The organism is Nonomuraea turkmeniaca, assembly GCF_005889735.1.
Taxonomy (GTDB): Bacteria; Actinomycetota; Actinomycetes; order Streptosporangiales; family Streptosporangiaceae; genus Nonomuraea; species Nonomuraea turkmeniaca.
The window spans coordinates 1-10,999 of record NZ_VCKY01000306.1 but is presented as its reverse complement, the minus strand read 5'-3'; the positions used below and the strand labels follow the sequence as shown (position 1 = coordinate 10,999).

The following is a 10,999-nucleotide window of genomic DNA, read 5'->3' as shown; positions in this document are numbered from 1 at the left end:
GACCGTGACCGACAACCCCGGCCCGTCCGCCACCCGCCCGCCCCTGCGTGACCTGCAGACCATCGCCACCGGCATGCGGGCCTGGGTGCTGGCGGCCAACAAGCACCCCGGCGGCACCTCCTCGATGGTGGAGGCGATGACCGCCCTGTACTTCTCCGGCGCCACCCACCTGAACGGCACTGGCGACGGTGACCGTCTCATCTACTCCAAAGGCCACGCCGCCGCGCCCTGGTACTTCGCTCTGTGGGCGCTCGGGGCGTTCCCCACAACCTCCTGGCAGGACCTGGCCACCTTCGGGCAGGTCGGGCACCCGGTGCCGCGCATGCCCCGGCGCGGCGCCGCGCCGGGCATCGAGATGAGCACCGGCGCACTCGGCCAAGGCCTGTCGTTCGGGGCCGGGGCGGCGCTCGCCGACCGGCGCACCGGATCATCGGCGCGCACGTTCGTGGTGCTCGGCGACGGCGAATGCACCGAGGGCCAGGTGTGGGAGGCGGCGATGACCGCGGCCCGCCTGGGCCTGGCCAACCTCGTGGCCCTCATCGACGCCAACGGCTCAGGAAGCGTGATCGGACTGCCGCGTCAGGAATGGGCGGCGCGATGGAGCGGCTTCGGCTGGCGCACCATCGAGGTCGACGGCCACGACCTGGCCGCGGTCATCGACGCGCTCCACACCACACAAGCCGGTGACGACGCCGGAGAAGGGCGCGCCCGGCCCACCGCGATCATCTTGCACACCGTCAAGGGCAAGGGCCTGGCCCCGGCGGTGGAGGGCAGCAACACCCTCAGCGCCGAGGTCGCCCCCGAGCACCTTCCCGTGCTGGACGTCGCCACGCTCATCACCGACGCGCTCACCGTGATCGACCGGCATCATCCTGCGGCCAGGCAGCGCCGTACCGGCACCTCCGCCATCAGGACGACCTCACGGTCCGTTCCGGACCGGGCCGCGCTACACGCCGCCATCACGGGCCGTCCGGTGGAGGCGAGCGCGGTCGCCAAGAAGTGCCTGGCAGCAGAGCTGGCCGAAGAACTGTCGGCGCTGCCGATGCTGTGGATGGCGCCGGACGCGATCCGTAACTCCGGGCTGCTGGCGCGCATGGACAAGGCCGGGTCCTGGCAGTGGGACAACCCCGCCTCCGACGTGCTGCAGTGCGCCATCGCCGAGCAGGACGCCGCATCGTTGGCCGCCGGCGCCGCCAGCGCCGGCCTCATCCCGGTGCTGTGCTCGATGGAGGGCTTCTACTGGCGGATGCTCGACCAGATCCGCCAGTCCATCGCCTTCCCTGGCCTGCCGGTCCTGCTGGTGGGCACCTCCGCGGGGATCGGGGACCTGCTGGGGCCGATGGTGCAATCCGACGGCGCTCTGGCCGCCCTGATGGCGATCCCCGGCCTGGAGATCTTCGAGGCAGGCGACATCAACACCGCCAAGGCCCTCGCGGTGGAGGCCATCTCCAGCGGCCGTCCCGCCTACCTGCGGCTGCCCCACGAAGGCGTGCCGGTCCGCCACGACCTGCGCGAGCTGGCCGACCGGCCGCTGCAGGACGGGGCGTGGACCCTGCGCCAGGACCCGGACCCGCAGGTCGTCATCGCCACCGCGGGCGACATGCGCCAGGTGGCGCTGGCCACCGCCGAACGCGTGGCAACGGAGCTGGGCCGGCGGACACGGGTCGTGGAGATCGTCAGCCCGACCCGGTTCGCCCGTCTGCCCCAGCCGCGCCGGGATGCGATCGTGCCGGTGGCCGCGGTGACGGCCAGCATCCACAACGCGCCCTCGGCCGTCCTCGGCTCGCTCCTGCCGGACGGAGCGATCAGCATCGGCGTCGACGGATACGGCATCGCCGGCAGCCCGCTGGAGGCGCTGTATCGCGAGGCCGGGCTGACCAGCCAGGCGCTGTTCGACCACATCGCCCGGGAACTGCGGTGACGGCGGCCGGCACGAAGACCGGCACAGGGATCGTCACGGCGGCTGGTGCCCGCGCCGTCGAAGGGCGTCTTGACGTCGCCGACACCGGGACCGGGTTCACCGTCAGCGTGCGCAGCACCGACGCCTACCCGATCCACCTGGGCCACGGCATCGCCGACGACCTCGCCTCGCGACTCGCCCCGCTGGTGGCCCGCCTGGGTTCACCCAGCGTCGTCATCGCCGCCGACACCGGTGTCACTCACCTTCTGCCCCGCCTGCTCCAGCAGATCCGCGCGATCGACGTCCCAGTGACGGTCACACCGATCCCCGCCGGGGAGACCAGCAAGTCTTTGCCCGGGCTGCAGATCCTCTGGCAGAGCCTGGTGGAGGCGGGCGCGTCCCGCCGCACCCTGCTGCTCGGACTCGGCGGCGGCATGGTGTGCGACCTGATCGCCGTCGCCGCGGCGACGTACATGCGCGGCCTGCCCTACGCACTGATCCCCACCACCGTCCTGGCCCAGGTGGACGCCGCCGTCGGCGGCAAGGGCGGCATCGACTACGCCGGCGCCAAGAACCTACTCGGCGCCTTCCACCACCCCGCAATGGTGATCATCGACCCGGAGCTGACCCGTACCCTGCCCGCCCGGCAGGTCCGCAACGGCCTGGCCGAAGTCATCAAAGTCGCGTTGATCGCCGACCCCGCGCTGTTCGCCGACCTGGAGAGGCATTCCGGCCAGGCTCCGCACGGGCCGGCCCTGACCCCGATCGTGCGGGCCGCGGTCGCGGCCAAACTCGCGCTGCTCGCCGACGACCCGTTCGAACGAGGCGACCTGCGCCGCCTGCTGAACCTCGGGCACTGCATCGGCCATCCCCTCGAAGCGGCGACCGGCTACCGGATGCTCCACGGCGAAGCCGTCGCCGCCGGAATCGCCACCGCCGTGGCGGTCGCCCACGCGCGCGGCCTGGCGACCAGCGCAGACCGCGCCCGCATCCTCAACCTCCTGGCCGCCTACCAGCTTCCGATCTCGATCACCCCTGCTCTACGCGGGCGCATCTGGCAACGGGTCGAGATCATCCGGCGGATCCGCAACGGCCCGCTCTACCTAGTCGTCCCGTACCGGCCAGGCGAATGCGGTGTGCTGGACGACATCTGCCACGCCGAGTTCGAGTCGGCGCTGAACGACCTCGCCCATCCCACACGGGCCCGACCGTGACCGGCCCGGGCTCATGGATCCTCCTGGAAGGCGGAGGCAGCCGCACGTGGGCCGCCCTGGCGACCGGGACGTCGGTCCGCTCCGAAGCCAGCGGCCCGTCGACCAACCCCAGGTCCGTGGGCGACCGGCAAGCCGTCTCCACCCTCGCCGCCCTGTTGACCACCCTGTTCACCGGCCTTCCGGCCGACCGGCAGTCCACCGTGCGCGGCGTGATCGCCGCGCACGGCGCGGCATCGACCACGCTGACCGCGACCAGGTTCGGCGCGCTGCTGCGCGACACGCTCACCGCCACCGGCCTGCCCGGCGTACCGACGCTGGTGACCAACGACATCGCCGTGCCGCTCCTGTCAGCCGACGGGCCGCTCTGCGTGGTCATCGCCGGAACCGGCACCGGGTTCGCCGCCCGCCACGGCCCGCGCGTCGCGCGTGCGTCCGGGCTGGAGTGGCTGCTGTCGGACGAAGGCGGCGGCCACCACATCGCCGTCGCCGCCCTGCGAGCCGTCATCCGCGCCATGGACGGGCGCGGGCCACACACCACGCTGATCGACGCAGCCAGCCGCTGGACCGGCCGCGACGACCTGCCGCTGCCGGACGCGTTGTTCGACGCCGTCTACGCCGCGCACAGCAAGGCGCACGTCGCGACGTTCGCCGAACACGTACTCGAGGCGGCGTCCAGCGGCGACCACGTCGCCACGGCCGTCCTCGACGACGCCGCCCGAGAACTCGCCGCGGGAGCCGAGGCGGTCAGCCGCCGCTGCGGCCTGACCAGCCAGCCCATCACCCTGATCGTGGCCGGATCGCTGCTGACCCGCGCACACGGACTGCGATCCCGCCTGGCCGCGCACCTGACCGGCCGCCTCCACCTGCAAGCGATCATCGACCACGCCGCGACCGACCGGGCCGCGGCGCTGCTTCACCTGCGCGGCATCTGGGCCAGCGAGCCCGGCACGCTCACCGCCTTCACCACCGCCCTGCCCACCTGGGCCAGCACATCCACAGCCCGAACCGTGACCATGCGGTGATCACCCGCCCGGAAAGGGGGGACGCGATGCCCGAGCACTGCTGGCTCGCCCAGCCGCTGGCCGGCTGCCTGGACCGGTGCCGCGAACTGGCCACCACCTTCCGGCCCGGCTCTGGCCCGGCCCGCAGCAAACGCAATATCCACGGCGGCACGGAGCCGGTCACCGACCTGGACCTGCACATACAGGAGCTGATCTGCGACGCCCTGACCGCGTTGTGGCCCGGCGTACCCGTCATCGCAGAGGAAAAGCGCTCCGGTCTCGCCCCGCTGCCCGCCGACTGCTTCGTCCTCGACCCGATCGATGGAACCCTCCCACTCATCCGGGGAAGCCCTCACTACGCGATCGCACTGTGCCTCGTGACAGCCAGCCACCCGGCCGCGGCCGTCATCGACCTGCCCGCCTACCGGATCCGCCTGTCCGGCACCCCGACGACCCTGCACACCAGCGGAAACCTCGACGCGCTCCCCACCTTCACCCCCGACACCGTCCTGACCAGCCCACGCCAGGAGCGCCTCGCCCGGCCCGCGCTGACCGGCCTCACCCCGCCGCTGACCGCGCGAGCCGTACCGACCGCCACCGTCAAGATGGTCCTGGTCGCCCTCGGCCGGGCCCGCACCGCCCTCTACCTGCCCGCGTCCGGCAGCCACGCCGCCCCGTGGGACTACGCCGCCGCCGCGCTCACCGTCGCCGCCTCCGGCGGCCGGGTCGTTGACGATGGCGGCCGTGACCTGGCCCGCACCCTGCCGACAACGATCCGCGGCTGGCAAGCCGACGCCGCCCACCACCATCCTGCCGTTAACCTGCTCACCCGACCTTCCAGGAGCCTGTGATGCGTTCCGTAGCGACCACCACCGACGGCTGGCGCGGCATACCGGGCCCCGCCTGGTCCGAGCTCCACCTGCTCGCCGCGATCGACCACGCCGCCGCCAGCGGAGCGCTCGGCGACCGGGTTCTGGTCGGTTTCGACGCTCGCGCAGGCGCCGCCGAACTCGCCGTCCTCGCCGCCGACCTGCTCACCGCCCGGAACATCACCTGCATCCTGGCCACCGGACCGGCACCTACTCCCGCCTATGGCCTGTTCGCCCACACCCACCCAGACGTGACTGGCGCCGTGATCGCCACCGCCAGCCACAACCCGCCCGGCTACATCGGCGTCAAACTCCGCAACGCGCACGGACAGGGCATCACCTGGCCCCAGCCCGACCACAACGCCACGGTCGCACCTCCTCCCACGCCCGGTGTACCGCACCAGCGGGCCGACGTTGCCGCGTTCTACGCCGCCCGTGCCGGACAGGACCTCGCCGACGCCGCCAGACGCTTCGATGGCGACCTGATCATCGACGCCGCCCACGGCGCCGTCGCAGCGCTCGCCCCGCACCTGCCCGACCTGGCCTGGCATCGCGGCCGGCCGCTGCCGTTCTTCGCCGGCCGCACCCCCGATCCCGCCTCCCGTCCCGCCGCCGACGAGATCGCGGCCTCCGCGCTGCGCGCAGCTGCCGCTCCCGGCAACACCATGGTGGCCATGGTCGACGGCGACGGCGACCGTCTTGCCCTGGTCACCGCCCGATCCGGCTACGTAACCAGCCCCGAACAGGCGGCCATCCTTCTGCGGACCGGGCTTCCCGCCGCGCGGCTCATCACGACCACCGTCTCCCCCAGCATGCTCACCCACGCCGCCCGCGCCCGGAACCTCGCCATCAGCCGCACCCCCGTGGGGTTCAAGCACATCATCGCCGCCCAACGCCAGCAGCCCGCCATGCCCACGCTCGGCGTCGAACCCAACGGGGCCCTCGCCTGGACCAGCGGGAACGGCGGCTACTTCGAACGCGACAGCCTCACGGCCCTGGCCACCATCACGGCCTGTTTCACCAGCGTGCAGAACTTCGATGACGCCGTCGCCGACCTGCGCCGCGACCATCCCCACCCACAGCGGATCGTCACCATCGCGGGACCTGTGGACGACACCATCGGCCGGCTTCGGACTCTGCTCGCAGGCTGGCACGCCAGCACCGAGGACGACGTGACCGTCTTCGACAACGACGGTCACCACCGGGTCGTGGTCCGCGCGTCCGGCACCGAGCCCGGCACGCGCCTGTATCTCGAAACCGACCCCCCCACCACCGAGCACATCACGGCCGCGCTCAGCAGCAAGTGAACGTGGTCAAACGGCCGGCTTCAGGTATCCGGTGGCGGTCAACCCCGCAAAAGCGATGTCGGTGTCGGTCAGCTGCCCGCCGAGAACATGCTGAACGAACTCACCGACCGGCATCAGCACCGTCTCGACGAACTCGCCGTCACCCAAGTCCGGCTCAGCAACTTTCCGGCACCCCCGGGCCACGACCGCGTGGCGGCGATGCGAGGCGTACGACGCCAGAAACGTCTGCATCACCACCTCGAGGCTCGCCGCCTCATAGCCGGTCTCCTCCAGCAGCTCCCGAGCCGCCGCGACCTCAACCGGCTCATCACCGTCAGCGTTTCCGCCCGGCAGCTCCAGCAGGATCTTCCCCGGCCCCGGCCGGTATTGGCGGGCCAGCACCACCTGCTCGTCCTCGGTCACCGCCACGATCGCCACCGTCGCGCCGCCCACGAGAATGTCCCACACGTCCTCGCGGCCATCCGGATACCGGTACCGGCGGCCACGGACCTTCAAGAACCCCGCCGGCCCGTCCAGCTCACCCAGCTGCGTCCACTCACTGACCCTGTCATCGCCCACACCCAGAAGCCTACGGATCAACAGGCCGTCAGCGCTGACGCATCGCCAAAGACGACGGGGAGACGATCCGGCTCCTGACACTTCGCATCTGCCCGTACGGCATCACAAGGGCGGGCCGCCACGCCTCTCCTACCGGCTGAACACCGACCTGGCCTACCGCAGGCGGATCGCCGCGGCCGCGCGACAGCAGACCGGGTAGACCGGGTTCCCGCCGGCGTCCAGCCCCTCCACCAGGCGGTCATCGGTCACCACGATCTCCCACTCGCCCGGGGCGACCATGCCCACCACCATCCCCGCCAGCCACGGCCACGATTTCTCATCCTCATCACCCTCAACGAGCGGGTGGCGGACCTGCACCAGTGTCAGTTCAGCTCTTCGGTGATCGTCCAGCCACGGCTACCGCCGATCTTGGCGAGCTGCTGCCGGCGCAGCACTGCGATTCGCTCACGCGCGTCCGGCCCAGCGATCCCGATCGTGATGCGCTCATCGGTCGCGTGATAGCTGGTCCGCCGATCGCCTGCCGCGACCCGGCACGCCGCGTTGATGGCGGCTCGCAGCCGGGCCACTTTTCGGGGATCACCTTGCCGGCCGAATCCCTCGATCGTCACAGACGAGAACAGCGGTGCGAGACGCAGGCCGTCCTGTCGCTTGGCAGCGTCCAACTCTTCCTGATCGGCGCTCAGATCCTTCAGGATCCTGTCCCGGTCGGCCGAGCTGATCGGCCTGCGACCGAGCCAGTCAGGCCAGCCGTCCGGCCGAGTCGGCACCACTCGCACCGGCTCGAACGGAGGCGGCGCAACCGCCTCACCGGCCTCACCCTCAGCATCGACGGCCCCGCTGTCGCTCAACCAGACTCCTCGTGCCACGTCCACGCGACAGCTCGTGATCTTCCCCCGATCGTAGCGGTCGATTCCAGGCCGATGACCTACAGACAGGACAGGCGTGTCGCATCGTAGGCGTCCCCATCCGCCCACGATCCTTCGCAACCCTGCCTGACCTCCGGTGGAGGCTCAATTCCGGCCAGTACAAGACCCCTGCACGGGGGTACGCGGCGGATCCGTCATGATCTGAGCTCTCCCCTCCGCTGGGGCGGTGACGTCGGTGGTCGGCGCACGGTGTCCTAGCTGCCGCGCGGTCTCCTGGCCCGCACTGACTGCGGCTCGGGCCGTCTGCGGCCGCTCCGCGCTACTGATACCGACGTCGACCAACTCAGGCGCTGCGATGTGCCGCACACAGCGAGTCACGGCATCTTGTGCGTGGAGAACGGCGATCGGCCGAGACGGCGGGTGATCTCATAGGACAGGACGCCGCCGAACACGTGGGACACCAGCGGCGAGAACTCTTCCCGGATCACGCCGCATAGTGGAAGCACCACATCGGCGTGGGCCGCCATGTCGCGGTCCTCGGCGTCGGCTACCGCCACCACCGCGCGTCCGCGAGCCCGGGCCCGAGCGGCCACCGCGACCGCCCGATCACGACTCCGGCCAGGCGCCGCAATCACGATCGTCGGCATGTCCGATGGGTGAGCCAGCGTCTCGACGTGCTCCCATTCCTCCAGATCCTGCCCCGCGGCATACTGCCCGGCCGCTTCGACCACCTTGGCCGCCGCGAACCGCGCGCTGCCGTATCCGGGCCCGGTGCCCAACATCACCATCACCGGCGCGTTAGCAACCCGGGCAGCCAGGCCCTCACACCGGGGCCGCACGGCGGCAACGGTGGCTTCGATGGCCTCGGCCACGGCCAGCAGTTCCCCGTCAGAGGCGCCCACGGACCGGAGGCCGCGCCGGTGCCCTAACTCGACGGCGATCGACAGCAGGGCCAGCAGGCTCGCCTGATAGGTACGGATGCCCGGGCAGGGCCGCAGACCTGGCAACGGCGTGACCAACGCGTGCTCGGCCGCGCGAGCCAGGGGGCTCTCCGCAGTTGAGGTGATGGCCAGCGTGCGGGCGCTGTGCCGGCTGGCCCGCTCCAGCACCTGAAGGACGCGCTCGTTGCCGCCGGAGGCGGAGATGCCGATCACCGCGGTGCCGTTGGGCAGAGCGGGCGGCCGATCCCATGGCGCGCCGTACTCCAGCAGCCGTAGCGCGCTGAGGGCCTGGCACCGCACTCCGGCCAGGGTCTGGAAAGCCATCTCGGTGGCGAGCGCGGCATGGTAGGAGTCGCCATTGCCGGTCAGATACACGTGCGAGACCCCGACCCACTCCTGCGCGACCCGTCCCGCCTGGCCGCGCGCGCGATCGTGCAGATTCCGGAGATCGTCGGCGAGCGCGTCGCTCTGTCGGAGCATCTCATCGACGGTGTAGCGAGAAGCCGCTCCCCCGCCGTCTGCAGCGCTCATCATGGAGCGTCGCCGATCAGCTGCATGTACGTCTTCACCTTCTCAACATCGATGGCGCTGCCCCAACCTTCGGATTCCAGGCAGGTGCCCACGAACGCGCCGTCCGCGCCGGCGTCGGCGGCCAGCAGCTGGGCGGCGTTGCCGTGATGGGTGTAGCCCGCCAGGATGATCGGCAGGTGTGGTGCCGCCGCCCGTACCCGCGCGATCAGGTCCAAGGTCTCGCTCTCGTCCGGTGCGCCGACAGCCACCGCGTCGGCGCCGGCCTGCCGTGCTGACTGGGCCACTTCCCCGACGTCCTTGCCGCCTCCGAACCACTGGTAGTGCATCGAGGCCACATCGGCGATGATCTTCACGTCCCAGGCGTTGATCTTGCTGCGATACTCCATCACCCCCAGGGGATCTGCCTGCACCAGCCCGCTGGCCGTCATCGTGGCACCCACCAACGCGCTGACGCGCACGAACGAGCCGCCAGCGACCTTCGCCACGGCCAGCGACGCCCGCGCCGCGGTCCGCATCAGCTGAACACCGACCTCGAACCCGGGACCCGTTGCCTCGACCACCGCGCGGACGATCAGGCTGAGCGCGGCGATCCGCGCCGGATCGGTCTCCTCTCCCGGCGCGTAGACCCGATCCACCGTCTGCACCAAACATCCGCTCGCGCCGCCATCGCGCAGCGCTCGCGCCGATTCCACCGCTGTGGCGAGGATCTGCTCCACCCCGACCCCGCGGTGAAACGGCGTGCCCGGCAACGGCTGCAGATGCACCATGCCCAACACCAGCCGCCCCGAAGGCCATGGCGCACCTTCTCCCATGCCGCCTCCCCAACAGGACAAACGAGCACCGACCAGATGCCTTGGGACCATCGGGGTCCATGCCACCATCTCACCCTCGAGCGGGCACGCAAAGACCTCCCGCAGCACCAGGGGCGGGCCGGCAGCTCACGACGTCACAGGTCCGCGTGTCCTGGCCGTGAGCGGCTGCGCCCATTCAGGCCAGTTGATCGTGCTGGACGTGGCGGGCACGTCCAGCACGCTGCCGCCTGCGCTCGTCGCATCCTTCTGGTCCTGTTGTCCGCCCAGGGCGTTGGACAGGTGAACGCGTTGCCGAGCGCGAGCGGTGTTGGCCGGTCGCGCACATCGCCAGCCAGTCCCAGCTACATCGAGAGCGATATCCAGGGCGGCGGCCAGAGAACGGAGCGTGGCGATGTCGTGGAGCGACTGGCGGTCCATCAGCATGCCTCACCGGGAACCCCTCTGTACTACGAGCCCGATGCTGCCAGGGCGGCACAGGAGCACCGCCCGCCCTGGTGGAATCTCGATAGGATTCCGGACATTGCCGAGCCCTTGGAGCCTTCATGCCCGTGCGCCGCAACGAGGACTGGCGTGTCATCGGCGTCATCGACGTCGCCGAGCCAGGGCGCTACGAGGTGCTCGTCAACAACACCTCGGGCACCGCGATCCGCCCGATCATCGACGAAGGCGACGTCGAAGACGTTCTTGTCACCATCGACGTCGATGGGACTCAGATCTTGCACACCTGCGTCCCGTGCACGTGCTGCGGCACCTGTGCGTGCCGGGACGGCGGCTTCGAGCTGTGCGCGGGGTGCCGGGCTTACCGCACGTGGGCGCAGCGTACTGAGCCCGATCTCGAGCGCTTTCAAGCCGCCTACGCCAACCCCGAAGGTTGGTTCGTGGTCACCGGCTCCAACATCGTGCACGCGGTCAGCTGCTCGTCGCTGACGGGCACCGTCAACAGCGTGATCCGCGTGTTGGACGACGGCTGCCAGCACCGATACGGTCATGAGCCCCACCC

11 protein-coding genes are annotated in these 10,999 nt (G+C 71.0%); 6 read left to right on the top strand and 5 right to left on the bottom strand.

Annotated elements, in window-relative coordinates; all coding sequences use genetic code 11:
- The 5 genes from ETD86_RS48495 to ETD86_RS48475 all read left to right on the top strand — a co-directional run.
- Positions 1–1,921 (top strand): thiamine pyrophosphate-dependent enzyme (locus tag ETD86_RS48495; protein WP_138673384.1); only part of this gene is annotated, 1,921 nt, incomplete at its 5' end.
- Positions 1,918–3,114 (top strand): 3-dehydroquinate synthase family protein, encoded by a 1,197-nt coding sequence (locus tag ETD86_RS48490; protein WP_170223696.1) that lies wholly within the window; start codon positions 1,918–1,920, stop codon positions 3,112–3,114. The genes ETD86_RS48495 and ETD86_RS48490, both read left to right, overlap by 4 nt.
- Positions 3,111–4,136, top strand: a complete 1,026-nt coding sequence (locus ETD86_RS48485) for an N-acetylglucosamine kinase (RefSeq protein ID WP_170223695.1) — start codon at positions 3,111–3,113, stop codon at positions 4,134–4,136. The genes ETD86_RS48490 and ETD86_RS48485 overlap by 4 nt, the downstream gene beginning before the upstream one ends.
- Before the next feature lie 26 nt (positions 4,137–4,162).
- Positions 4,163–4,966 (top strand): inositol monophosphatase family protein, encoded by an 804-nt coding sequence (locus tag ETD86_RS48480; RefSeq protein ID WP_138673381.1) that lies wholly within the window; start codon positions 4,163–4,165, stop codon positions 4,964–4,966.
- Positions 4,966–6,291 carry a phosphohexomutase domain-containing protein gene (locus ETD86_RS48475; protein ID WP_138673380.1) on the top strand — a complete coding sequence of 442 codons (1,326 nt, stop codon included), beginning with the start codon at positions 4,966–4,968 and terminating at the stop codon, positions 6,289–6,291. Before ETD86_RS48480 ends, ETD86_RS48475 begins: the two co-directional genes overlap by 1 nt.
- Before the next feature lie 6 nt (positions 6,292–6,297).
- On the opposite strand, the gene ETD86_RS48470 is transcribed toward ETD86_RS48475, so the two are convergent.
- The 5 genes from ETD86_RS48470 to ETD86_RS48450 all read right to left on the bottom strand — a co-directional run bounded on the left by ETD86_RS48470 (position 6,298) and on the right by ETD86_RS48450 (position 9,954).
- Entirely contained in the window at positions 6,298–6,849 is a 552-nt protein-coding gene (locus ETD86_RS48470; protein ID WP_170223694.1) for an NUDIX hydrolase, read from the bottom strand.
- Positions 6,850–7,002: 153 nt separating this feature from the next.
- A complete protein-coding gene (locus ETD86_RS48465) occupies positions 7,003–7,206 on the bottom strand; it encodes a hypothetical protein (RefSeq protein WP_138673378.1) in 204 nt (67 codons plus the stop codon).
- 5 nt (positions 7,207–7,211) lie between these two features.
- Entirely contained in the window at positions 7,212–7,697 is a 486-nt protein-coding gene (locus ETD86_RS48460; protein WP_138673377.1) for a hypothetical protein, read from the bottom strand.
- Positions 7,698–8,089: 392 nt separating this feature from the next.
- Complete coding sequence (locus tag ETD86_RS48455) at positions 8,090–9,136, bottom strand: SIS domain-containing protein (protein WP_170223693.1); 1,047 nt, start codon at positions 9,134–9,136, stop codon at positions 8,090–8,092.
- A 50-nt stretch (positions 9,137–9,186) separates the two neighbouring features.
- Positions 9,187–9,954 (bottom strand): BtpA/SgcQ family protein, encoded by a 768-nt coding sequence (locus ETD86_RS48450; RefSeq protein WP_211370792.1) that lies wholly within the window; start codon positions 9,952–9,954, stop codon positions 9,187–9,189.
- Between the two features lie 587 nt (positions 9,955–10,541).
- Between ETD86_RS48450 and ETD86_RS48445 the strand changes: the two genes are divergently transcribed.
- Positions 10,542–10,999 (top strand): hypothetical protein (locus ETD86_RS48445; RefSeq protein ID WP_138673375.1); only part of this gene is annotated, 458 nt, incomplete at its 3' end.